General features: G+C 70.2%; 26 protein-coding genes. 11 read left to right on the forward strand and 15 right to left on the reverse strand.

Annotation, left to right across the window (positions count from 1 at the left end; genetic code table 11):
• Nucleotides 1-36 precede the first annotated feature (36 nt).
• Together IE307_RS33755 and IE307_RS33760 are read right to left on the reverse strand one after the other, a co-directional pair.
• On the reverse strand, nt 37-498 hold the full coding sequence (locus IE307_RS33755) for a DoxX family protein (RefSeq protein ID WP_191303464.1): 462 nt from the start codon (nt 496-498) through the stop codon (nt 37-39).
• Nucleotides 499-556: 58 nt separating this feature from the next.
• Entirely contained in the window at nt 557-2218 is a 1662-nt protein-coding gene (locus IE307_RS33760) for a peroxidase family protein (RefSeq protein WP_191303465.1), read from the reverse strand.
• A 283-nt stretch (nt 2219-2501) separates the two neighbouring features.
• Here IE307_RS33760 and IE307_RS33765 point away from each other — a divergent pair, with 283 nt between their 5' ends.
• Nucleotides 2502-2825, forward strand: a complete 324-nt coding sequence (locus IE307_RS33765; RefSeq protein WP_191303466.1) for an STAS domain-containing protein — start codon at nt 2502-2504, stop codon at nt 2823-2825.
• Nucleotides 2826-2876: 51 nt separating this feature from the next.
• On the forward strand, nt 2877-3233 hold the full coding sequence (locus IE307_RS33770) for an RNA-binding S4 domain-containing protein (protein WP_191303467.1): 357 nt from the start codon (nt 2877-2879) through the stop codon (nt 3231-3233).
• On the opposite strand, the gene IE307_RS33775 is transcribed toward IE307_RS33770, so the two are convergent.
• From IE307_RS33775 to IE307_RS33795, 5 genes are all read right to left on the reverse strand, one after another.
• Nucleotides 3230-4648, reverse strand: a complete 1419-nt coding sequence (locus IE307_RS33775; RefSeq protein WP_191303468.1) for a DUF4419 domain-containing protein — start codon at nt 4646-4648, stop codon at nt 3230-3232. The two genes, IE307_RS33770 and IE307_RS33775, sit on opposite strands and share 4 nt — an antisense overlap.
• 6 nt (nt 4649-4654) lie before the next feature.
• On the reverse strand, nt 4655-5524 hold the full coding sequence (locus IE307_RS33780; protein WP_191303469.1) for an NAD-dependent protein deacetylase: 870 nt from the start codon (nt 5522-5524) through the stop codon (nt 4655-4657).
• A gap of 1 nt (nt 5525) precedes the next feature.
• Nucleotides 5526-7256, reverse strand: coding sequence for a cellulase family glycosylhydrolase (locus IE307_RS33785; protein WP_229905333.1), 1731 nt, complete (start codon nt 7254-7256; stop codon nt 5526-5528).
• Nucleotides 7257-7698: 442 nt separating this feature from the next.
• A complete protein-coding gene (gene bla / locus IE307_RS33790) occupies nt 7699-8580 on the reverse strand; it encodes a class A beta-lactamase (RefSeq protein WP_191303471.1) in 882 nt (293 codons plus the stop codon).
• Nucleotides 8581-8643: 63 nt separating this feature from the next.
• A complete protein-coding gene (locus IE307_RS33795; protein WP_229905334.1) occupies nt 8644-9474 on the reverse strand; it encodes a phosphatase PAP2 family protein in 831 nt (276 codons plus the stop codon).
• Between the two features lie 53 nt (nt 9475-9527).
• Between IE307_RS33795 and IE307_RS33800 the strand changes: the two genes are divergently transcribed.
• Nucleotides 9528-9854, forward strand: coding sequence for a hypothetical protein (locus tag IE307_RS33800; protein WP_191303472.1), 327 nt, complete (start codon nt 9528-9530; stop codon nt 9852-9854).
• Here IE307_RS33800 and IE307_RS33805 read toward each other — a convergent pair.
• The gene (locus IE307_RS33805) at nt 9827-10495 is read right to left on the reverse strand and encodes a TetR/AcrR family transcriptional regulator (protein WP_229905335.1); all 669 of its coding nucleotides are present in this window, start codon (nt 10493-10495) and stop codon (nt 9827-9829) included. The genes IE307_RS33800 and IE307_RS33805 overlap by 28 nt on opposite strands.
• Nucleotides 10496-10575: 80 nt before the next feature.
• Between IE307_RS33805 and IE307_RS33810 the strand changes: the two genes are divergently transcribed.
• Both IE307_RS33810 and IE307_RS33815 read left to right on the forward strand, forming a co-directional pair.
• Nucleotides 10576-11589 carry an MBL fold metallo-hydrolase gene (locus IE307_RS33810; RefSeq protein WP_229905336.1) on the forward strand — a complete coding sequence of 338 codons (1014 nt, stop codon included), beginning with the start codon at nt 10576-10578 and terminating at the stop codon, nt 11587-11589.
• A gap of 10 nt (nt 11590-11599) precedes the next feature.
• Nucleotides 11600-12160 carry an ester cyclase gene (locus IE307_RS33815; protein WP_191303474.1) on the forward strand — a complete coding sequence of 187 codons (561 nt, stop codon included), beginning with the start codon at nt 11600-11602 and terminating at the stop codon, nt 12158-12160.
• On the opposite strand, the gene IE307_RS33820 is transcribed toward IE307_RS33815, so the two are convergent.
• Both IE307_RS33820 and IE307_RS33825 read right to left on the reverse strand, forming a co-directional pair.
• Complete coding sequence (locus IE307_RS33820) at nt 12157-12762, reverse strand: response regulator (protein WP_191303475.1); 606 nt, start codon at nt 12760-12762, stop codon at nt 12157-12159. The genes IE307_RS33815 and IE307_RS33820 overlap by 4 nt on opposite strands.
• The gene (locus IE307_RS33825) at nt 12759-13721 is read right to left on the reverse strand and encodes a sensor histidine kinase (RefSeq protein ID WP_229905337.1); all 963 of its coding nucleotides are present in this window, start codon (nt 13719-13721) and stop codon (nt 12759-12761) included. The genes IE307_RS33820 and IE307_RS33825 overlap by 4 nt, the downstream gene beginning before the upstream one ends.
• A gap of 111 nt (nt 13722-13832) precedes the next feature.
• Here IE307_RS33825 and IE307_RS33830 point away from each other — a divergent pair, with 111 nt between their 5' ends.
• The gene (locus IE307_RS33830) at nt 13833-14321 is read left to right on the forward strand and encodes a GlcG/HbpS family heme-binding protein (protein WP_191303476.1); all 489 of its coding nucleotides are present in this window, start codon (nt 13833-13835) and stop codon (nt 14319-14321) included.
• 20 nt (nt 14322-14341) lie between these two features.
• Here the strand turns inward: IE307_RS33830 and IE307_RS33835 are convergent, their stop codons facing one another.
• Nucleotides 14342-14752, reverse strand: a complete 411-nt coding sequence (locus IE307_RS33835) for a hypothetical protein (protein ID WP_191303477.1) — start codon at nt 14750-14752, stop codon at nt 14342-14344.
• A gap of 96 nt (nt 14753-14848) precedes the next feature.
• Between IE307_RS33835 and IE307_RS33840 the strand changes: the two genes are divergently transcribed.
• A complete protein-coding gene (locus IE307_RS33840; RefSeq protein WP_191303478.1) occupies nt 14849-15673 on the forward strand; it encodes a class II glutamine amidotransferase in 825 nt (274 codons plus the stop codon).
• Nucleotides 15674-15677: 4 nt separating this feature from the next.
• Here IE307_RS33840 and IE307_RS33845 read toward each other — a convergent pair whose 3' ends face one another.
• On the reverse strand, nt 15678-16439 hold the full coding sequence (locus IE307_RS33845; RefSeq protein WP_191303479.1) for a hypothetical protein: 762 nt from the start codon (nt 16437-16439) through the stop codon (nt 15678-15680).
• A gap of 67 nt (nt 16440-16506) precedes the next feature.
• Here IE307_RS33845 and IE307_RS33850 point away from each other — a divergent pair, with 67 nt between their 5' ends.
• Entirely contained in the window at nt 16507-16941 is a 435-nt protein-coding gene (locus tag IE307_RS33850) for a cupin domain-containing protein (RefSeq protein ID WP_191303480.1), read from the forward strand.
• The gene (locus tag IE307_RS33855) at nt 16938-17270 is read left to right on the forward strand and encodes a cupin domain-containing protein (RefSeq protein WP_191303481.1); all 333 of its coding nucleotides are present in this window, start codon (nt 16938-16940) and stop codon (nt 17268-17270) included. The genes IE307_RS33850 and IE307_RS33855 overlap by 4 nt, the downstream gene beginning before the upstream one ends.
• A 38-nt stretch (nt 17271-17308) precedes the next feature.
• Here the strand turns inward: IE307_RS33855 and IE307_RS33860 are convergent, their stop codons facing one another.
• Nucleotides 17309-19000 (reverse strand): L-aspartate oxidase, encoded by a 1692-nt coding sequence (locus tag IE307_RS33860; protein WP_229905338.1) that lies wholly within the window; start codon nt 18998-19000, stop codon nt 17309-17311.
• 121 nt (nt 19001-19121) lie between these two features.
• Between IE307_RS33860 and IE307_RS33865 the strand changes: the two genes are divergently transcribed.
• On the forward strand, nt 19122-19724 hold the full coding sequence (locus IE307_RS33865; protein WP_191303483.1) for a phosphoribosylanthranilate isomerase: 603 nt from the start codon (nt 19122-19124) through the stop codon (nt 19722-19724).
• On the opposite strand, the gene IE307_RS33870 is transcribed toward IE307_RS33865, so the two are convergent.
• On the reverse strand, nt 19712-20074 hold the full coding sequence (locus IE307_RS33870) for a DUF4406 domain-containing protein (RefSeq protein WP_191303484.1): 363 nt from the start codon (nt 20072-20074) through the stop codon (nt 19712-19714). The genes IE307_RS33865 and IE307_RS33870 overlap by 13 nt on opposite strands.
• Nucleotides 20075-20122: 48 nt before the next feature.
• Between IE307_RS33870 and IE307_RS33875 the strand changes: the two genes are divergently transcribed.
• Nucleotides 20123-20863, forward strand: a complete 741-nt coding sequence (locus IE307_RS33875) for a DeoR/GlpR family DNA-binding transcription regulator (RefSeq protein WP_191303485.1) — start codon at nt 20123-20125, stop codon at nt 20861-20863.
• On the opposite strand, the gene IE307_RS33880 is transcribed toward IE307_RS33875, so the two are convergent.
• On the reverse strand, nt 20853-21917 hold the full coding sequence (locus IE307_RS33880; protein WP_229905339.1) for a HEAT repeat domain-containing protein: 1065 nt from the start codon (nt 21915-21917) through the stop codon (nt 20853-20855). The genes IE307_RS33875 and IE307_RS33880 overlap by 11 nt on opposite strands.
• Nucleotides 21918-21980: the final 63 nt, after the last annotated feature.

Genomic DNA, 21980 nt, shown 5'->3' on the forward strand with positions numbered 1-21980 from the left:
GAGCCGCCCGATCCCCGTGGATCGAGCGGCTCCCGGTCACCGCACCCTGGGGTGCGATGAGGCGATGACCACCGCGGCGGCGACGGTCACCAGGTTCTTCAGGACGTACTGGGCTTCGAACGACGCCTGCAGCGGACCGGCCCACATCTCGCCGGGGAACAACACCAGTGGTGTCGACACCAGCACGACGTGACCGATCAGCAGCACCGCGCACAGCCGCGGCGCGCGGAAGCTCAGCAGCACCAGCGCGATCCCGATCTCGGTGACCGCGGCGCTCAGCCGGGCCAGGTCCCCGTGGACGATCCCGAACGTCAGCGCGGAGACCGTGCGTTCGACGAGGTCCTCGGCAGGGCTGCCACCGGGGAAGAGCTTCAGCACGCCGAACCAGAGGTGCACGACCCCCAGGCCGATCCGCAGCAACGGAATCCCGGACTCCCGCGCAAGACGAGTCAGGCGTTCCCGCGTGTTCTCGCGACGTGTGGTTTCTGGACGTGGCATTGATCTCCCTCTCCTGTCTGACCGCCACCACCCGGTCAGACAGGAGGAGCGAGGGGGATCAGTCGCCCAGCGGGTTCAGCAGGTCGGCCTTGCCCTCGAAGGCGAACAGCACCAGGTCGACCATGCGGAACGTGCTGGAGTCCGGGCCGAGCGTCGGCCGCCAGTAGGGCGAGCGCACGATCGAGATGCGGCTGCCCTCCATCGCGCGGTGGAAGACCTCCGCGGTGATCCGGCCGCCGACCGGGCCCAGCAGCCCGTTGCCGACCTCCGCCTCCCGCAGGACGTAGAACCACAGCGGGGTGGCCTCGACCAGCCGCTCCTGCTGCTCCTGCGACAGGCCTTCGACGACCGCGCCTCCGTTGCCCACCAGGATCTGCTCGGCGGTGAGCGGCTCGACGCGGAACAGCTCGGCGAGCTGCTGGCCGGTGGCGAGCTCCATCATCGAGGCCCTGGTCAGGTTCCGGAACGCGAGGTTGCGCTCGATCTCGCGGAACGCCGTGCCGCGACCGCCGAACGTGCCGGCCGGCAGCTGCGTCAGCGGGTCGACCAGCAGCGTGTCGATCCGCTTGGTGACGTTGCCGCCACCGGACTCCGCAGGCGGCACCAGGTCCTCGCGCTCGGCCTCGGTGAAGTCGTAGAGCCGGCGGAAGTCCGCGATCCAGTTGCTGGGCAACGTGAAGAGCGGGCCGCGGTTCACGTCGTCGAGGTCGCCCGGCGTGCCGGAGCTCGGGTCGAAGTTGCCGGCCGCACCGGTGAAGGTGAACAGCGCGAACAACGTCGCGACGCCGCCCGGTCCCGTCGAGTTGAAGACGCGGTTCCACTGGTAGGCGCCGCGGACCTGGCTGTGCCCGAAGCGGTACGAGGCCACCGAGAACTCGACGGGCATGGTCGGCGAGTCGTCCCGGCACCGGCCGGGCACCTCGAAGAACCTGCGGCCGTGGGTGAACACGTCGTCCACGATCGCCTGGTCGACGATCCGCGGCAGGAAGTCGGTCTTGAGCATCCACTGGTAGTGCCGCACCACGAGTTCCTTGGCAGCGCGGAACAACCGCGTGCCCGTGAGGCCGGTGAGCGCGAGCTCGTCGACCACGCGGTTGTGGAAGCGGATGAACGCGAGGTGCGTCTGCGCCACCACGAGGTTCTCGTCGTTGCGGGCGTCCGGGATCAGCGGCAGCCGCCGATCCGCCGCCGTGCCGGCCGTCCCACCGCGGCGCGGCAGGTCGAAGCCCTCGAACGGGACGTTGGTGCCCTCGTCCGGGAACGGCACCGGTGTCGTGGTGCCGACCTTGAGCTTCACCCCGTCCTGGGCGTAGAAGGCCTGGTCGTCCTTGTCGCGCGGGCCGCGGCCGTAGACCGAGTCGAGGTCCAGCGCCGGCGAGCGGCCCTGCACCAGCTCGTCGAGGTTGACGTCCTGCCCCAGCTGCGACTCGGTGCGGTCCATCGTCAGGTCGTGGTCGACGAACTGGCCGAGGTAGGTGAACCCCGCCGGAACGGCCGGATCCGCCGAGTCGGGCTGCGGGACGTTCGCGGTGATCGCGGACGCGAGGGCGACCCGCGTCTCCTCGTCCGTGCGCGGCCCCTTCGGCCCCAGTCGCGAGAACCGGAACCTGCGCAGCTCCTCCGCGGTGGAGGGCGGACGCGTGGTCGCCACGCCTTTGTCGTCGAATTCCAGCACACCTTCGCCCACGACGAAGAAACTGTCGCGCACGTGCCTCTTCATGTGTTTCCCCCTGTATCCCCTCTGCCAGGCGACCTGTTCTCCCCAACAAGCACCTGCCCCACCGCCAGTCTCCGGACGGACGAAAACACCGTCGAAGCTTTTGGCCGAGACCAAAATGCCGTCACACAGCGGATACGAAGCGATCAGGAATATTCCTGAGAACAGAGCCTGAATGATCTAACGAATTCGGATCTTGCATTAACGCCCTGTTGTCCACGACCCCCTCACGGGGGACAGCAGCCAGGGTGGTTTCAGGACGCGTCCCAGTGGGTACCGCAACGAAATGCTCGAAGTCACGGTGACGTCGTCGTCACCTGCCTCCACCCTCGTCACCGTCTCCGGTGAACTGGCGGGCCCCGGCGCGGAACGGCTCCTCGCCCGGCTCGACCGGCTCCTCGACAACGGCCACCGCTACGTGGTGCTCGACCTGACGGGCGTCAAGTTCTGCGACTCCAGCGGCGTGAGCGCCCTGGTGCGCGGCCACGCCCGCGCGTCGGCCGCGGCGGGCGGCCTCAGACTCTCCGCCGCGTCCGACCAGGTGACACGGGTGCTCGAACTGTCCGGCCTCGCGCGGATGCTCGGCCTTCCGTCCACAGTGGAGGCTTAGCGGGCAGGGCCGGAGCGGCCCGCGGATCTCCGGAAGTGCCATGATGGCGGGGTGGAGTCCACGCGCATCGACCGCTGGCTGTGGGCGGTCCGGCTGACGAAGACCCGCCCGGACGCCTCCCAGGCGTGCAAGGGCGGGCACGTGCGCATCAACGACAAACCCGCGAAGGCCTCCGCGACCGTGGTCGCCGGAGACCGGGTCCGCGCCCGCGTCGGCGACAAGACGCGCATCGTCGAAGTGGTGCGCGTGATCCAGAAACGCGTCGGCGCGGCGGACGCGGCCACGTGCTTCATCGACCGCACTCCCCCACCCCCCGTCGAGGCCCCGATCGCTCGGCGCGACCGGGGCGCCGGGCGTCCGACGAAGCGGGAACGGCGAATCCTGGACCAGTTCCGCGCCCAGAACTAGTCGTGGCTCAGCCGCAGCTCGGAAAGCCTCATCGTCTCCATCTGAGCGACCTCGCCGTGGTCGAGCACTGATTCGAGCAGCATCGCGAGCGAGGAGCCGAGCACCGGGACGTCCTCCGGGAGGTCGCCGGGGCGGAAGAGCACCCAGTGGCTCAGTCCGGTGCGAAAGTCGGCGACCTCACCGGCGAGCCGCCCGTCCGCCAGGTCGAACACCACGTCGACCTGGTAGCGGCCGACCCCTTCACGTCCCCGAGCGCTGTTCGGGCGAATCCTCCACGAGCCGCCGTGCAACGACGCCGCGCCCAAGCGCTCGTAGAGCGCGATCAGCTCACCGCTGCCCTGCGGTCGCATGTAGATGCTGAGCGGTCCCGGGCGCTGCACCAGCGGCTCGGGAGGCTCGCACTCGTGCTCGACGACGACGCGGTCCAGCACCGCCTCGATGCTCGGCGGAGCGGCCACCACCGCCCAGCCCGCCACCGGTTCCAGCGCGCCGTCCTCGTGCTGGGTGACGCCGACGAGGCCCGCGTCCACCGCCACGGCGCTGATGTCGCGATGGTCGTTGACGTTGATCACCGCACGGCACAGCGTGGCGGGCACGGTGTTCGTGACGAGGCCGTGCTCGGTGCTGTCCCGCGGTTCGCCGACCGGGAGGTCCAGCATCGGGTTCGGCACGGTGCCTTCCGGGGAGAATTCCAGGTACGGGTAGAAACGCGTGATCCAGCCGGTGACGATCTCCCCGCCGTACGCGTCCACCGGGTTGTAGATCCGTTTCCAGAACTCCGCGTCCGCGTCGCCTTCGAACGCGCGCACGAACTCGTCCGTGATTGGTCGCAGCGAACGGCACCAGTGCTCCAGCCCGAACCCAGGGAGGTCGTCGACCCTGGCGCGGATGCGGCGCCAGTCGTCCGGCGATCCGGTGAGGGTGATCGATGGGATGCCGCAGACGCCGATCATCCAATAGCCGTGGTAGGGCGAGTAGGCGTCCATCATGGCGACGCGGCCCGCCAGGCGTTCGACGTCGGTGCTCGTGCTGAAGTCGCAGTCGAAGGTCGTGTCGCCGATCTCCTTCGCGAACCGTTCGACCACGGTGTCCCACGTGTCAGCGGGGCCGTAGGACACCGCGAGGACCTTCTTGCCCTCGTGGCCGACGAGGACAGGTCGCAGTTCCTCGGCGTTGAGCTTCACGTGGTCGGAGATGCCGCGCGCGATCGTCAGCCACACCGCGTCCGGTGACAGCACCAGCGGCCGGTGTTCGGCGAACGCCTTGCCGACCGCGTGCAGCAAGGGGTGCACACCGTTGGGCTCGAGCACTCGCGCGTCGCCCCCGGTGGCGAGCGCCCCGGGGAACAGATCAGCGGTGGGAGAAGTGGGAAGGAGGTCGGTCACCGGCTCGACGTCGTCGACCGAAAAGGTCACCATTCCTCATTGTACGAAGACTTCTGCCAGCTCCGTCAGCGTTTTCCCGAGCGGTAGGTCGACCCGGTGCGTCGCGTGCGGGTCGCCCCGCGTCTCACCCCGGTTGATGATCACCACCGGGATTCCGGCGGCCGAAGCGCGCCGCACGAACCTGAGTCCGGACATGACCGTCAGCGAAGAACCCAGGACGAGCAGGGACCGCGCGCCGTCGACGAGCGAGTAGCACTGCTCGACACGGGGGCGGGGCACGTTCTCGCCGAAGAACACGACGTCCGGCTTGAGCACGCCACCGCACACGGCGCACGGCACGACCTCGAAGCCGCGCACGGTCTCCTCGGGCAGGAAGACGTCGCCGTCCGGGTTGATCTCGTCGGTCGTCACGTGGAAGTCCGGGTTGGCCTCGCGCAGGCGGCGGTCGAGGTCGATGCGCGGGGTGAGCAGCTTGCAGTCGAGGCAGATCACGCGGTCGAGGCCGCCGTGCAGTTCCACGACGTCCGGCGAGCCCGCGGCCTGGTGCAGGCCGTCGACGTTCTGGGTGATGACGCCGCAGAGCTTGCTCGAGAGCCTGGTGACGGCGTGGTGGCCCGCGTTCGGGTGCGCGCGGGCGATGGTGCGCCAGCCGACGTGGCTGCGCGCCCAGTAGCGCTGCCGGCCCGCCTGGCTGCCGGTGAACTCCTCGTAGGTCATCGGGGTGTGCTTGCGCAGGGACCCGCCTTCGCCGCGGTAGTCCGGGATGCCGGACTCCGTCGAGATGCCCGCACCGCTGAGCACCAGCACCCCACCCTCCGCGACGATCGGCACGACGTCGGCGAGGGTGGAGGTGCGCGGCAGCGACGGGCCTGGGTTCGACCAGGTCAGAGTGGGCCTTGTTCGCACTTCACCAGCTTACGTACCACTGGCGGATCTCGGCCTCCGCCGCCGCGACGTTCCCGCCGGACGGGGCCGTGACCAGCGCGAACTGGCGTCCGGGCCCGCTGGTGAGCAGGAGCTTGTCAGCTTGCGCGGTCGAGGTGGCCGAGCTGATCACCAACGGCGAGCGCAACGACTGCGGCAGGTGGAGTTCGGTCGGCGCGGTGCCGCCGTTCGAGTCCCAGACGATCACCGCGAACGGCGCCGAGCCCACCAGCGCCCGGACGTTCGGGAGCGGGACCTGCTGCCAGGTCTGGTACGCGCGGTCCTCGTAGGTGAACGCGAGCGTGGTGCCCGCGACGGCCTGCGGGTAGACGCGGTCGACGAGGGCCCGGTCGACGGTGAGCACCGCGTTGCCCGCCGCGTCGAGCTTGACGGCCGAGAAGTGCTCGTCGTTCATCGCGTCGCCGTCGGTCTTGACCTTGTCCGGGTTGTCGTTCATCAGTTCGCGGTGACGGCCGTAGTTGGTGTCCCAGTGCCACTGGCTGCCGGAGACCACGCTGCCGCGCGGCGCCGACCACCAGCGCGCGCCCGGCGCGGTCGAGTCGAGGCCCTGGTAGATCGCCTTGAGCACCGACGGCGTCTTGTCGGAGGTGAAGCCGGAGACCGGGTGGCCGAACTCGGAGACGATCGCGGTGGTGCCGAGCGCCCTCGCGCGGTCGCGGATCGTGCCGAACGCCTGGGTGTACTGGCCGTCGCCGGCCTTGCCCGGCATGAGGACCCCCGACTGCGCCTTGCCGTCGTAGAAGTGCGCGTTGAACACGAACCGCTCCCCCAGCGACGGCACGAGCGCGAGCCCGCCGGGTTCGGCGAAGAAGTCCACGTTCTGGTTCCAGAACACCAGCGGCTCCACGAACGCGGGCTTGGCCGTCCAGCCCGCCTCGTCCATCTCCGCGCGGAAGCGCTGGTAGAACGGCATCAGGAGGTCGCGCTCCCACGTCTGCGAGGTCTGGCCGGCGTCGTACTTGCCGGCGTAGGGCTCGTTCAGCGGGTCGACGCCGACGACGAGCTTGAACTCGTTGGCGGGCAACGCCTGCTTGACGTGCTTGAGCGCCTCGCCGGCCGCGTTGACGAACGAGTCCTGCACACCGTTGCGGTTGTGCCAGAAGTCGTAGGTGGCGGCGGTGACGGCGTTGTTGTTCTTCATGTTCTGGCCCCAGTGCACGCAGATCCCGCACGACTCCTTGGGGTACCCGCTCGCCGCCCACGCCGGCGCGCCGTCACCGGTGTACCAGCTGTCCTTGTTGAACAGGTGGCGCGAGTACAGGTCCTGGTGGAAGTCGAGGTACACCCGGACGCCCAGATCGGTGAACGCCCGCAGCTGCGCGGTCACGCCGTCGAGGTAGGTGTGGTCGATCTGCCCGCGCTGCGGTTCGATCCACGCCCAGGTCAGCAGGAACCGCACGGCGTTCGCGCCGGTCAGCTGCTTCATCGCCTGCGCGGACCTCCGCGCGTCGGAGGTGTTCGCGAACGGGAGCCCGCGGTACTCCGCGAGTTTCGCCGTGCCGGAGACGTTGAAGCCGCGCAACACCACCTCGCGGCCGTGTTCGTCGCGGAAGACCCCGCCGGACACCCGCAGCTCGGAGCCGTCGAACTCCGCGCGTGCCGGTGTGACCACCAGGGAGAAGAGGAAGAGGACCACCAGGAGAACCGCTCGCCGCATCGCCGCCGCCTTTGGGAACGTGAACGAGATTCGCATTGCACCGTAGCGGGTGGAACGACGTCAGGGCTAGGGTCGATCGGTGCGCAACGACGTCATCAGTCGCGACGACGTGCCCGTGCTGGAGCACACGGTCGCCGACGAGCTCACCGCGATGCGCGAGGCGTGGGACTGGTTCGAGAACCTCGTGGGCCTCAAGGGGCGCAAGATGTTCGCCCGCGTGGACGAGTCCGCGGGCACCTACACCGTGTGCACGCCTGTCCAGCCCGCCGACTCCTTCGACCTCGCGGTCGGGGTGCTGCCCGGCGGGCGGTACCGGCGCGCGGTGCTGGAAGGTGAGCCGCCCGGGCTGTACGGCCGGATCGGTACGGCCGGATCGGTACGGCCATGGAGGAGCTCAAGGCCCTGGGGCCCCGGGACTCCTCCAGGCCGCTCGTCGAGTTCTACCGGCGGCACACGGCGGTCGAGCTGTGGGTGCCGATCAGCTGAACGTCGCCGCGACCAGCTCGGCGGTCCTGGCCAGCAGCGGTTCGTCGGCGCCGCCGGTCGGCTCGTCCTTGCGCGTCGACAGGACGGCGATCACGATCGGCGCGCGGCCGACCGGGAACGCGATGCCGACGTCGTTGGTCGTGCCGTAGCTGCCGGTGCCGGTCTTGTCGCCCCAGCGCCACGCGGACGGCAGGCCCGCGCGAACGCGGTTGCCGCCGGTCGTGTTGGCCAGCAACCACTTCGTGAGCTGGTCGGAGTCGTTGGAGTTGAGCGCGTGGCCCAGCGTCAGGCGCGCGTAGCTCTGGCCGATGGCGCGCGGCGAGGTCGTGTCGGTGACGCGGCCCGGTTCCGCCGAGTTCAGCTCGGGCTCCCAGCGGTCGAGGCGCGTGACCGGGTCGCCGATGGACCGGCTGAAGCGGCTGATCGCCGTGGGGCCGCCGAGCTCCCTGAGCAGCAGGTTCGCCGCGCAGTTGTCGCTGTAGGTGATGGTCGCCTCGCACAGGGCCGAGACGGTCATGCCGTTCGCGAGGTTCTCCGGCCTGCCGGTGACCGGCCCGTACCCGGACTTGTCCACATCGGACTTCGTGTAGGTGATCACCTTGCCCAGCAACGTCCCGTCGCGGTCCTTGCGCAGGACCGCGGCCGCGGCGATGGTCTTGAAGGTCGAGCACATCGGGAAGAGCTCGTCCGCCCGGTGCAGCACCGTGCGGCCGGTGCCGGTGTCCACGGCGAACACGCCGAGGCGCGCGTTGTGCTGCTTCTCGAGCTCGCGCAGCTTGCCGGTGATCGTCGAAGCCTGCGCCTGGGCCGGAACCGCCACGGCCAGCGCCGCTCCGGCACCCAAGGTCAGTGCCGCACGTCGGTTGAAGCTCAACGTCCTGTCCCCTCTCCCCGAAACCTCTCCACAGACCAGGACGCGCGGGAGATCAACTGGTTGTCACGCGATCCGGCGCCAGCACGCGACGTAAGTGAGCGCGGCGATCAGCGACCCGGCCGACGCGAACGAGCCCGCGCCGAGGTAGATCACCCACTCGTCGGCGTTCAGACCCTCCTGGGCCAGCGGGAACACCCACAGGATCGCGCCCAGCGCGAGCGTCACGACCGCGATGAGGGACCAGAACACGACCAGCACGACCCGGCCGACGCGCCTCGGTCCGGTGTAGGGCTGAAGGGCCCCCTTGCGCTGCAACCACCACGCGGCGAGTGCCGCGAGGGCGAGCGCGATGCCGTCGGCGGCGAGGGTGTCGCTGAGGCGGTGCCACTTCGCCGTCAGCGTGTACTGGCCGATCGCCGTCGCCCACGGCAGCACGAAGAACAGCACGACGCCGCGCCACTTCCACGGCACGACGATGATCGCCGCGAACAGCACCGTCATCGCGATCGTCGTGTGTCCACTCGGGAGGCTGTTGTGCGCGTAGTCGCCGGTGACCTCGACCAGCGCCGGGCGGGGCAGGACGAACCGCTTGAGCCCCTGCACGACGACCTGACCGGCGACGATCACGCCCACGGCCGCGATCGTGAGGTCCCAGCGCTTCCTGAGCACGCCGACGAGCACCACCGCCACGACCGCCGCGGCGAGCGAGTAGACAGTGATCTGGCCGAGCGCCTGCCAGGCGGCGTCCGTTTCGGACACGTCGTCCTGGTCGGCGCCGCGCAGGGCCGCGTTCTCGATGGTCTGGCCGGCTCTCGTCAGCACCGCGAGGACGTACACGACCGCCGCGAAGACGAATCCCGCCGCCGCGACCACGGGCCACCGTCGAAGGTTCACGCTCGCCCACTCTGCCTCCGTTCGGCCCAGCGCGCAGTCCGAAGATCAACGGCATGCTGTCCGGCATGGACCTCCCCGACGACGCGCGGTCACGGCTCCTGCGTGGACTGCGGGCGATCGTCGACGAGCAGGGCCCGCCGAACGGGCAGACCCACCAGGCCGGCGAAGCCGCGGAGGAACGACTGCTCGCGCTGGGAGCGGCGCCTGAGGACCTGCGGGCGTTCGCCCGGATGGCAGCCTTCGAATCGCTGTTCGCCGCCCTGCACCTCCTCGACGACCCCCGCGGCTCCCCCGGCTGGGCGCTGGTGGAGACCTCGGGCGGCGAGCCGACCGGACGGCTGGTGCAGGGCCTCTACGAGGACCTCGGTCCCGACCGCTGACCGATCCGGTCCAGCACGGCGGTGATCGCGAGGTCCACGGTGTACTCGAACTCGGCATCGCGGTCGAACGCCGCCAGGTGCGGCGCCGTCCTCACCACCGCTGCGAGCCCCGAAGCCTCCAGCGCCTCACGGCGTTGTCCGTCGTCACCGCCGAACGCCGGCGCCGCCGAGAGTTCGCGCAGCAACGTGCCGATCAGCGTGGCGAGCAGCATCCGCAACAGGTGCACGGCCTCTTCTACCGAGGCACCCGCGGTCAGCAGGACGGCTAGCACCGCGTCGACCGGAGCCAGACCTTCCAGTGACGACAGCTGGCGGGTGAGCACGAGCGGAGCGGCGCCCGGATGCGCCAGGGCGCGGGAGCGGAAGGCGTGCGCGATGGCGTGCAGGTCGCGCCGCGCGTCCCCGGTCGGGGACGGCAGCACCAGGCCGCCCAGCAGCTGCTCGGCGACGGCGTCGAGCAGGCCGTCCTTGCCGTCGACGTGGTTGTAGAGGCTCTTCGCGTCGACCCCGAGCGCCCGCGCGACCGAGCGCATGCCCACGCCCGCCACGCCTTCCACGTCGATGACCTGCAGCGTCGCCGCGACGATCGACTCGCGCGACAGCAGCGGCGTCCGCGGACGGCCTCGTCGGGTTCCAGTCACACGGTCATTGTGCCTTGCGGATGCCCACACCGTGGGTTTAACCTTCGAATTAACCCACACTGTGGGTATTGGAGGGGATGATGTTCACCAGGATCGACACGCTCGACAACATGGACGTCGAGGGCGGACCGGGCGCGCGGCTGCGCGTCGTGCGCGAACGCGGCGAGGCGTTCCGGCGGGAGTTCGCGACCACGGGCACACCGGGCAGCATCGTCACGCGCGACCTGGTGACGTTGCCGTACCCGACGCGGTTCGGGCTGTTCAGGGCGTCACGGGCGATCGCGCCGTTCCTGTCGATCACGAACCGCATGCTGGTGATCCGCTGGCACGAGGGCGACCGCGAGCGCGTCCTGCTGTTCGAGCCGAGCGACCACGAGTACGGCCGGTACACGCCGTACTTCGAGGACCTGTCGGAGCGCACGCCGGCCGTGGTGGAACGGCGCGTGGTCAAGGTCCACGGCACCGTGCCCGGCCACCTCGACCGGCTGGGCATCGCGCCGCAGGACGTCGACTACCTGATGTTCGACCACCTGCACACGCAGGACCTGCGGCGCTGGATCGGCGCCACGCCGTACTTCCCGAACGCCAGGGTGATCGTGCAGCGCGACGAGCTCGCGGCCCTGACCGACCTGCACCCGTTGCAGAAGCCCTGGTACCAGCCGTCGACCTACCGCGACCTGCCGGCGGAGGCGTTCCTGCCGATCGACGGCTCCGTCGTGCTGGGGCCGGGTGTCGCGGTGGTCAAGACGCCGGGCCACGTCTTCGGCAACCAGAGTCTGGTCGTCAACACGTCCACCGGCATCTGGGTGAGCAGCGAGAACGTCATCGCCGCCGAGGCCCTGGTCCCCGAGCACTCGAAGCTGCCCGGCCTCACGGCGTGGTCGCGGCGGTGGCAGCAGGAGGTCGTGCTCAACGCCAACAGCATCGAGAGCACCGCCGACCAGTACAACTCGATCATCCTCGAGAAGACGCTCGCCGACCGCAGCCAGGCCGACCCGCGGTTCCCGCAGTTCTTCCCGTCCAGCGAACTCACCGGCGCGTGGACGAACCCCGGCACCACCCCCACGTTCAGCCACGGCCAGATCGTCCACTGAGGAGCTCCCGATGCCCGACCGCTTCACCTTCCCGCCGAAGGAAGTCCTGCAGGCCCGCGAGAAGCTCGTGCTCGACCACTTCCGCGACGAGGTGGCGCACGACTGGGACGCCACGCTGTCCACGTTCCCGCACCCCCACTACGAGGTCATCGCCCAGATGGTCGTCCACGACGGCGACGACGCGGTGCGGCAGTACTACACCGACACGCGGGTGGCGTTCCCCGACCAGCACCACGAGCTGATCTCGTTCCGGCACAGCGTCGACGCCGTGATCGTGGAGTTCTGGCTGCTGGGCACGCACCTGGGGCCGTTGGGCAAGATCCCGGCGACCGGCGGCAGGCACCGCACGCGCATGAACGCGTACTTCATCTTCGACGAGAACGAGAACCTCGTCACCGAGCGCATCTACTTCGACCAGCTCAGCGTGCTGAAGCAGGTGATCGGCGGGATCGACCGGCGCAAGCCGAGCGGGCTGCGCACGCTGCTGCAGGTGTTGCGCGGGATGCTCGCGATGTCGGGAAGTCAGCCGGACGCACGCCTGACGAAGACCACGCCGCCGTCGCTGGACTAGATCCGGATCAGCTTGCGTTCCACGGCGGTCGTCACGGCCGCCGTGCGGGTCTCCACCCCGAGCTTCGTGAAGATCCGCACCAGGTGCGTCTTCACGGTGGCCTGGCTGATGAACAGCTCCTTCGCGATGTCCTTGTTCGCGAGGCCCCTGGCGAGGCACTCGAGGATCTGGATCTCGCGCTTGCTGACCTTCGGCGCGGGGTCGCGGACCTGGCCCAGCAGCCGTTGCGCGATGTCCGGGGAGAGCACGGTCTGGCCGGTCGACGCCGTGCGCACCGCCTGAGTCAGCTCCTCGGGTTCACAGCCCTTGAGCAGGTAGCCGATCGCGCCGGCCTCGACCGCGCGCACGATGTCGGCGTCGGAGTCGTAAGTCGTCAGGATGACGACCTGCGGCCCGTTCTCCATCGCGCGGATCCTGCGTGTGGCCTCCACTCCGTCGATTCCCTTGCCGAGCTGCAGATCCATCAGCACGACGTCCGCGGCGGGGGCCTTGGTCAGCGACTCCTCACCGGTCGCGGCCTCGATCACGTCGAAGTGGCGCGACAGCAACCCGGACAGCCCGAACCGGACCACCGGGTGGTCGTCGACCACCAGCACCCTCACGGTGTCGGCACCGTCACGGCCACTGCGGTTCCCTCCCCCGGCGCGCTCTCCACCGACACCGTGCCACCGAGTTCGGTGATGCGCCCCCGGATGGACGCGAGCCCGTAGCCGCGGCCCTCCGCTGGTTCGACCTCCGCCGGGTCGAAGCCGCAGCCGTCGTCCACGACGTCCATCGACACCGCGTCCCCCAGGTACGACAGCGTGATTGCCACCCGGCCCGCCCCCGAGTGCTCGAAGACGTTCGCCACGGCACCTTGAGCGACCCGCAACAACGCGACCTCGGTCTGCACGCTCAGCGCGTACGGATCACCGTCCACCTCCACGTGCGGGACCAGTCTGTGCAACGCCTCGACCAGCGTGCCGTGGATCGGCGCCAGGTCGCGCACGAACCGCCGCGCCTCGCCGAGGTTCTCCCGCGCGACCTCGGCTGCCTTGCGCGTCTCCCCCAGCGAGAGCAGCAGGTGGATGCTGGAGAAGCCCTGCGCGAGCGTGTCGTGGATCTCGCGTGCGAGCCGTTGGCGTTCTTCCAGCACACCCGCCTCGTGCAGCAGCCGGGCGCGGTCGAAGAACACCGCCACCGACAACACCGCCACACCCACCGGCCCGAGCACGAGCGACCAGTCGAACGCCGCCGCGAGCCTGACCTGCGCCAGCACCACAGCCGCCGTCAGCACGGCCGCGATCGGCAACGCCACCCGCGGTTTCAACAGACGCAGGCACTGGAAGAACAACGGGATCGCGCACCAGCCGAAACTCGGCGCGAGCCACACCAGCACCAGCCACACGGCGAGAACCAGCGGCAACGCCCGCGTCCACCGCACGCTCGCGGGATAGACGAGCCCCAGGGCCAGCGCCAGGCCGAGCACGACAAGGTCAGCACCGTGGTACGCGACGTACCGCGCCGCCGACGCCGTCAACAGCACGTAGAAACCCGCGTGCATCGCCCTGTGCAGCCACACGTCGGCGACATTAGGCGACCCGGTGGGTCCCGCGGGTCAACCGATGGGTTGAACCGGGGTTCAACCGTCACCACCACGGAAAACGGCTCTGGTCGGAGCACCGTTGTGGCCATGGACATCAAGAAGATCGCAATCGCCACCCTCGTCGTGCTGAGCATCGGCGGCGGCTACGCGGCAGCCGACCAGCGCACCACCACCCGCACGGAGAAGGTCCTGACCGTCGACGCGGCGATCAAGGCCGCCCAGGCCACCCTCGACGCCGCGGAGAAGGAGAACCAGCGCGTCACGGTCGCCGTCGTCGACCGCAGCGGAGACCTGGTCGTGCTGCTCGCCGGTGACGGCGCCGGCCCGCAGACGGAGGAATCGGCGCGGCGCAAGGCGTTCACCGCGGTGTCGTTCAACGCCCCGACCTCGGAGCTCGCCGGCCGCGTGACGGGCCAGGGCGCGACGCTGCGGGACATCCCCGGCACGTTGTTCCTGGGCGGCGGCGTGCCGGTGGCGGTCGACGGCACGTCCGTGGCGGGCATCGGCGTCGGCGGGGCGCCCAGCGGTGACCTGGACGAGAAGTTCGCGAAGGCGGGCCTCGCGACCCTGCGGTGAACCGCCGGAACCGGCGCCGGTCAGCGGCGCCGGTCGGTCGTCCCCCACCCGGGGTGAGCGATCCGGTCCGTCGCCTCGGGGTCGATGGTGTGCCGGGCCACGTGCCGGCCGGGCTTCGGCTTCTTGCTCATCAGCATCAACGCCACGGCCACGATCAGGCCGATGGTGGCGAGACCGGCGGCGACGGCGCGGGCGGCCGGGTGTTCGAGGACCAGCGTGCTGGCGGTCAGGGCGAGCACGACGGCGGCGATCGGGCCGATGACGGCGATGTCCGAGCGCTCCTCCGGCTCCTCGGCGGGCTCCGGGAGGGGCTGCGGGACGGACTGCGGAACGGGCGGCACCTGCGTGACCGGCGCGTAGACCTCGATCGTCTCGAAGTTCCCGCGCGGCTTTTCGTAGGGCGGCTGCCGTAAGCCGGGAGGGACCGTCACCCCGGCCATGCTGCCCGAGGAAGGCGCGTCGCCGCAAACCTCCCATTCCGGTCTGCTACGTGTTCCCATGTAGCGCTGGGTATTAGGAGGTTGGTCATGTGCCGGTGGCTCGCGTATTCCGGTTCGCCGGTCTTGCTGGAGGAGTTGCTCTACGCGCCCGAGAACTCCCTCGTCATGCAGTCCAAGCACGCCCGGCTGGGCGCCACGGCGGTGAACGGTGACGGGTTCGGCATCGGCTGGTACGGCAGCGCGAGCACTCCCGGCCTGTTCCTGAGCACCGAACCGGCGTGGAACGACCGCAACCTGCGGGAACTGTCCGCGCAGATCACGGTCGACCGGGTGTTCGCGCACGTGCGGGCGTCCACGGGCGGCGCGGTGCAGCGGTCGAACTGCCACCCGTTCCGCCACGGCGGCTGGTTGTGGATGCACAACGGGCTGATCCCCAAGTTCCCGCTGGTGCGGCGCGAGCTGATGCTGGCGATCGACCCGGTGCTGTTCCCGCTGATCGAAGGGTCGACGGACTCGGAGGTCATGTTCTACCTGGCGCTGAGCTTCGGCCTGGAGCAGGACCCGCCGGCCGGGGTGGCGCGCATGGTCGAGTTCGTCGAGGACGTCGGGCGGCGCGCGGGCGTCGAGTACCCGGTCCAGATGACGGTCGCGGTCACGGACGGCTCGACGACCTGGGCGTTCCGGTACTCGAGCCGCGGCAAGTCGCGGTCGTTGTTCCACAGCACCGACGTGTCGACGCTGCGCCGCCAGTACCCGGACAACCCGGCGCTGCACAACCTCACCGACGACTCCCGGTTGATCGTCTCCGAACCGCTGGCCGACCTCGTCGGCGCCTGGCAGGAGGTGCCGGAGTCGACGTGCGTGGTGGTGCGGACCGGCGTCGAGGAGGAACTGCTCCCCTTCAAGCCCTGACCGGTCAGCCCGCGAACGACCGGCGCAGGAGCAGCCAGATCTCGCCGGGCCGTTCGGCCGTGGCGGGGAACCACCTCGGTGCGACGGCCTCGGTCAGCTCCTCCACGCGGTCGACGAGGTCGCTCACCGCGGGCTCGCCGACGACGACCAGGGTCGACCAGTCCACGAACGCCAGCACGAAGTCCCGCGTCACGCCGAACTTCTCCTCCAGCACCGTCATCAGCTCGTGCGGCGTGTCCGGTCCGGCGTCGACCCGGCTGACATCGGGCACCTCGGCCCGGGTCGCCGTGGGACGTTCTTCCTCGTGCTGCTCGGACCAGACGTGCTTGCTGAGCGAGTGGATGCTCGAGACGAGATCGTCCGACTGGTCCTCGGTGAGGACCAGCGTGACCGAGCGGCCGTCGGTGAGGGTGAAGGTCAGTTCGGCCTCCGGCAGCCCGCCCGATCCCGGCACGGCGTCGACGGACCCGGCCACCTCGGCGGTCATCACGTGGTCCGCGCGCGTCTGGGCGCCCATCCGGAACGACGGCAGGTTCGCCGCCATGTCGACGACGAGCCGGGCGGCGGTGAAGAACGCCTGCCTGTCGTGGAACTCCTTGCGGCTGCTGGTGAGCGTGCGGCCGACGCCGGCGGGCTCGACGTACGCCTCGACGGTGCCGGTGCCGTCCCATCGGGCGTGGACGGTGACTCCGTTGGCCAAGCGCTTGCGGTAGCTCTCCTCGTCGCCGTGGCGGGACAGCTCCCAGCCCGCGATCTCCTCGGACAACGGTCTTCCTCTCGAACGGGAAGGCCGACGCTGTCACAGATGGAGGTGCTGCGTGGTCTTTTCTGGCATGAGCCACGAACACACGCACCAGCTGGACAACCCCGACAAGAGCGGCCCGCCGCCGAAGCTCGACGTCATCGGCACCGTGCCGGGAGCGCCGCAGATCCCGGAGGGCGCCGAGGCCATGACGATCCTCGTGACGCTGCCGCCGTCGAGCCCCGGCGCCCCGCCCCACCGGCATTCCGGCCCCGCGTACGGCTACGTCGTGAAGGGCGCCGTCGTCTTCGAGCTCGAAGGCGAGCCGGAACGGGTCGTGCGCGCGGGCGGGACGTTCTGGGAGCCGGGTGGCGACGTCATCCACTACCAGGACGGCAACCACCTGTTGGACGAGGAGTCCGCCTTCGTCGTCACGATGTTCTGCGCGCCCGGACAACCGATGCTGACCGTCGTGGAACCGGACGAGCTGGAGGCCCGCCAGCACCTCAGGGCGCCGCGGCCGTGAAGACGTCTTTGAACGCATTGGCGCACGACCACCTCGAACTGGCGCGCACCGCGTCGAGCGGCCGCAGCGCCACGACCGTCCACGGTGGACACGAGAACGCGTTGCGGCAGACGGTGATGGCGTTGCGCTCGGGTGAGCACCTGCACGAGCACGAGCACCCCGGTGAGGTGACCGTGCAGGTCCTGCTCGGCCACGTGCGGCTGGTGGCCGGGCCCGACTCGTGGGAGGCGGCGCCCGGCGACCTGCTGACGATGCCGGACCGCCGGCACCGGGTGGAGGCGGTGCAGGACAGCGTCTTCCTGTTCACGACGGCGCTGCGGCTGCCGTGACGGGAGCGAGGGGGCGGGAGCACCGCCCCCTCGCTCGTTCACTCGACCAGCTTGCCGGCCGTGTCGACGTCCCTCATCAGGGCCGCGATCTCGGCGGGCACCGCGGGGATCTCCTCCCGCTCGACCTGGCCGGGTCCCGACCAGACGAGGTTGACCTGCTGTGCCGGGTCGAGATCCGGGTGGTCGGACCGGTTGTGGCAGCCGCGGGTCTCGCGGCGTTCGAGCGCGCACTCCAGGGTCGCGCGGGCCGAGAGCGCCGAGGACAGCAGGTCGAACGCGTGCGCGAGGTCCTGGAACCCGGCCAGGTCGGGATGCACGCCGACGTTGCGGATGCGCGCCTCCAGCTGGTCCAGCTCCGCGAGTCCCTTGCGCAGCCCGGCCTCGTCGCGGACGACGCCCGCGTGCTCGGTCATCGTGTTGCGCAGCGCGCGTTGCAGGGCGCGGACGTTCTCCGGGCCGTCGGCGGCCAGCAGTCCGTCCACTTCGGACCGCGCCTCGTCGATCGCCTCGTGCGAACGCCGTTGCGCGTCCAGGGAGGCCGAGTACTCGGCCGCCGCCTCGCCGACGATCCGCCCGTAGACCAGCAGTTCGATGAGCGAGTTGCCACCGAGCCGGTTCGCGCCGTGCAGGCCGCTGGAGGCCTCCCCGATCGCGTAGAGGCCGTCCACGCCCGTCGAGTGGTCGGCGGGCGAGACCCACACGCCGCCCATCGAGTAGTGCGCGGTCGGCGCGATCTCGACGGGTTCCTGCGTGATGTCCTTCATCTGCAGCTCGAGCAGCGTCTGGTAGACCCTGGGCAGGCGCTGCATGATCTGCTCGCGCGGCAGGTGCGACACGTCGAGCCACACGCCGCCGTTCGGGGTGCCGCGACCCTCCTTGATCTCGGTGTACGCGGCCAGCGCCACCCTGTCCCGCGTGGACAGTTCCATGCGCTGCGGGTCGTAGCGGGCCATGAACCGCTCGCCCTCGGCGTTGGTGAGGACGCCGCCCTCACCGCGGGCGGCCTCCGAGACCAGCGTGCCCGCCGCGTTCTCCGGTTCGATCAGGCCGGACGGGTGGAACTGCACGAGCTCGGGGTCGCGGATCCTGCCGCCCGCGAGCACGGCCAGGCGGAACGAGTCGCCCGTGTTCTCGTCGCGGCGGCTCGACGTGCGGCGCCAGATCCGGGTGTGCCCGCCGGCCGCGAGGATCACGACGTCGGCGTGGAACACGTACCGCGTGCCGGTGTCGAGGTCGAACCCGTACGCGCCGAAGACCACGTTGTCGTGCGTCAGGATCCGCGTGATGTAGCAGGTGTCGTGGATCGGGATGTTGAGCTGCGTGGCCCGGTTCACGAGCGTGCGCTGGATCTCGAGCCCGGTGTAGTCGCCCGCGAACGACGTGCGGCGGAACGTGTGCGCGCCGAAGAACCGCTGCGAGATGCGCCCGTCGGCCTCCCGCGCGAACGGCATGCCATAGCGTTCGAGGTCCTCGATGCCGCGTGCCGCCTGCTCGGCCACGACCCGCACGATCTCGGGGTTGGCGAGCAGGTAGCTCTCCTTGATGGTGTCCGCCGCGTGCTGCTGCCAGGTGTCGGCGGGGTCCATCGTCGCGAGCGCCGCGTTGATCCCGCCGGCGGCGAGCGCGGTGTGCGCGTCGGCCTTGGAGCGCTTGCCGACGACCATGACGTCGACGCCGCGCTCGGCGAGTTCGATCGCGGCGCGCAGACCGGCGCCCCCGCTGCCGATCACCAACACTGATGTGGCAATTCGATGTTCAGTCATCGCGGCCTCCGTTGCCCGTGTCCCTACTAGTAGGACCACGTGGCGCCGGGATGTGTGACTGTTAGCTGCGCGACATAGGATCGGTGGTGTGTTCGTGAAGCTGTGCGGTCTGCGCACCGAGTCCGATGTCGCCGTCGCCGTGGAAACCGGCGCGGACGCAGTGGGTTTCGTGCTCACCACCAGTCCCCGCCAGATCGACGTCGACCTGGCGAGCAGGCTCGTGGCGGAGGTGCCCGCGGACGTCCTCACGGTCGCCGTTGTGCGCGGTATCACGGCCGCCGAAGCGGGCGAGCTGGCGCTGAAGACCGGCGTACGCGCGTTGCAGCTGCACGGCGACTATCCCCGCGAAGCCTTCGACGAACTGGCGGACCTGCCGTTCGATCTGGTCAGGGCGACCGCGCTCGGGCCGTCCACGGACGTGCGCACAGGGGCGTTCGGCGAGGAACTGCTGCTGATCGACTCCCCCGTCGCCGGGTCGGGCGAGCAGTGGGACATCACGCGGCTCGCCGAGAACCCGCCCACCGGCAGGTGGGTGCTGGCGGGCGGGCTGTCGCCGGAGACCGTGGCGGACGCGATCAGCGTCGCCGCGCCGTGGGGCGTGGACGTGTCCAGCGGCATCGAGTCAAGCCGCGGGGTCAAGGACCACGGCCGGATGCGCGAGTTCGTCGCCGCCGCCCGTCAGGCCGCCTGATACCCCGGGACGTCCTCCACCCGGTGGTAGACCGGCAGTCCGCGTTCGCGCGCGATCCGGACGTCCTCGTCCGCGCCGGTCGACTCGCCGGGGAGCCTGAGCACGGCCTCGCAGTGCTGGAGCAGGCGTTCCGCGGTCGGGTACATGATCTCCGACGCGATCGGGTCGGTCGGCGCGCTTCCCCCGGCGCCGCGCAGCACCGGCAGCGCGACCCACTCGCCGATCATCGGCACGTGCCCGCTGCGGAAGAGCGGCCACGCGGCCTCCTCCAGTCGTTCGAGGTTGCGCGCCATCAGTGCGGGGTCGTCCCCGGTGCCCGAGCGGTAGGGCCCTGCGATCAGAATCAGCATGCCCCGACCATAATGTGCAAGACTCGGCAAAAACAAGGAGAAACGTGCATGCTGGCTGCCCAACGCCGTGACCTGCTGCTCGAACGGCTGCGCACCGACGGCCGGATCGTCGCCAAGGACCTCGCCGCCGAAGTCGGCATCTCCGAGGACACGATCCGTCGCGACCTGCGTGACATGGCGGCGGCGGGCCTCTGCCAACGCGTGTACGGCGGCGCACTGCCCGCATCCCCCGCCATCGCCGACTACGCCACGCGTCAGGGCGTGCAGGTCGATGGCAAGCAACGGGTCGCACGAGCGGCGGCCGCGTTGATCGAACCGGGCAGCACCGTGATCCTCGACGGCGGCACGACCACCCTCGCCGTCGTGCGCGCCCTACCGCTCGACCTGCACGCCACGGTCGTCACGCACAGTCCGACGATCGCGAGCGCGTTGGAGGAGCACCGGGACGTGGACGTCTACGTCATCGGAGGCCGGCTCTTCAAGCACTCGATGGTCGCGTGCGGCGCCGCCGCCGTCGAGGCCGCACGAGGCGTGCACGCCGACCTCTTCTTCCTCGGCGTCACGGGCGTGCACCCCGAAGCAGGCCTCACGACCGGCGACGCGGACGAGGCCGCCATGAAGCGTGCGCTCGCCCACCAGGCCGCGGACACCTACGTGCTGGCCAGCTCGGAGAAGATCGGCACGGCGTCGCGGTTCACCGTGCTGCCGTTCGCCGAGGTCGCCGGGGTGATCACGGACGCGGACAACGAGACCGTGCGCACCCTGGAGGTGCCGGTGATCAGGTGCTGATCCGCAGATAACCCTTGGGAGAGCCGTACTCGCGGCCGCACTCGGTCAGCGCCAGCACGCCGTGCCCCTCGACGTCGCCCTCGAAGTAGCGCGGGTTCACCGACAGCTCTTCGGCCACGTCGGTGGTCCAGTTGTCCTCCTCGTCCTCGTCGTCGGACTCGAACACGTCGTAGTGGCGGACGACCTCGCCCTGCTCCGCGATGCACCAGGCCTTCCAGCCGTCACCGCAACTCTCGCCGTAGTAGTGCGCCTCACCGAAGACGGCGCTCAGCGCGGCGCAGATCTCCGGCACCGAACGGGTTCCGTGCGCGAACGGCTCGCCGAACACCAGGGTCCAGCCGTCCCACGAGCCCGTCACGTACACCCTGGCGCACCGCACGTGCTCGCCGTCCCTGGAAGTCGCGTGGTGGTCGTTGTTCCAGGCCTCACCGCCCAGCACCTTCGTCACCGGCACCGGGTCCCGCAGGCCGCAGACCCCGAGCACGGCCGCCTGGTCGTCGGTCCTGATCGCGTACCAGCCGCCGCAGAGGTGCATCTCGTCGACGTCGTACACCTCGTCCTCGATCTTGTACCGGATGAACCGGTCGACCACCTCGCGGTCCTCCGGCGAGAACGCGTCGGGGCCGGCGACCTCGGCGATGCCGACCAACGCGCCCCGGCGCAGCGCTCCTTTGGCCGTGCGGCGGGTTTCCCGCAGCAGCGGCAACACGTCCGGGCCCATGGTCGCGAACGCCCACAACGCTTCCCGTTGCACGTAATAGTCCTCGTCGGCGAGCAGCGGCAGCAGTTCGGCGGCGCGTTCCAGCGCCTCCTCGCCGCGGAACGTGCTCGCGGCCACCCGGCGCACCCCGTCGTGCGGGTGGCTCAGCAGACCGGGGTAGAGCTCAGTCGCGTTCACCAGGGAGAACACCCGGTAGGCCTGGCGGTCCCCGGAGGTGGTGATCAGGTCCACGAGCTGACCGAACGTGGAGATCTCCCGCTCCCGCGCGAAGTCCTCCACCTCGCGCTTCCAGCGGTCGTCGTCCATGCGGTCGAGCAGGGCCCGGATCTCCATGGCGGCGCACCCTATCGTCCGTCCGAAGTGGACTCCCCGTTCCTCCGTACGGCCCAGACCTTG

Source organism: Lentzea cavernae (assembly GCF_014653695.1).
Taxonomy (GTDB): Bacteria; Actinomycetota; Actinomycetes; order Mycobacteriales; family Pseudonocardiaceae; genus Lentzea; species Lentzea cavernae.

Coding starts and splice junctions, on each gene's coding strand:
- IE307_RS33830 (WP_191303476.1), top strand. CDS start 13,833: ATGGACATCAAGAAGATCGCAATCGCCACCCTCGTCGTGCTGAGCATC.
- IE307_RS33850 (WP_191303480.1), top strand. CDS start 16,507: ATGAGCCACGAACACACGCACCAGCTGGACAACCCCGACAAGAGCGGC.
- IE307_RS33765 (WP_191303466.1), top strand. CDS start 2,502: ATGCTCGAAGTCACGGTGACGTCGTCGTCACCTGCCTCCACCCTCGTC.
- IE307_RS33880 (WP_229905339.1), bottom strand. CDS start 21,917: ATGGAGATCCGGGCCCTGCTCGACCGCATGGACGACGACCGCTGGAAG.
- IE307_RS33800 (WP_191303472.1), top strand. CDS start 9,528: ATGCTGTCCGGCATGGACCTCCCCGACGACGCGCGGTCACGGCTCCTG.
- IE307_RS33815 (WP_191303474.1), top strand. CDS start 11,600: ATGCCCGACCGCTTCACCTTCCCGCCGAAGGAAGTCCTGCAGGCCCGC.
- IE307_RS33810 (WP_229905336.1), top strand. CDS start 10,576: ATGTTCACCAGGATCGACACGCTCGACAACATGGACGTCGAGGGCGGA.
- IE307_RS33840 (WP_191303478.1), top strand. CDS start 14,849: ATGTGCCGGTGGCTCGCGTATTCCGGTTCGCCGGTCTTGCTGGAGGAG.
- IE307_RS33755 (WP_191303464.1), bottom strand. CDS start 498: ATGCCACGTCCAGAAACCACACGTCGCGAGAACACGCGGGAACGCCTG.
- IE307_RS33785 (WP_229905333.1), bottom strand. CDS start 7,256: ATGCGAATCTCGTTCACGTTCCCAAAGGCGGCGGCGATGCGGCGAGCG.
- IE307_RS33870 (WP_191303484.1), bottom strand. CDS start 20,074: ATGCTGATTCTGATCGCAGGGCCCTACCGCTCGGGCACCGGGGACGAC.
- IE307_RS33760 (WP_191303465.1), bottom strand. CDS start 2,218: ATGAAGAGGCACGTGCGCGACAGTTTCTTCGTCGTGGGCGAAGGTGTG.
- IE307_RS33875 (WP_191303485.1), top strand. CDS start 20,123: ATGCTGGCTGCCCAACGCCGTGACCTGCTGCTCGAACGGCTGCGCACC.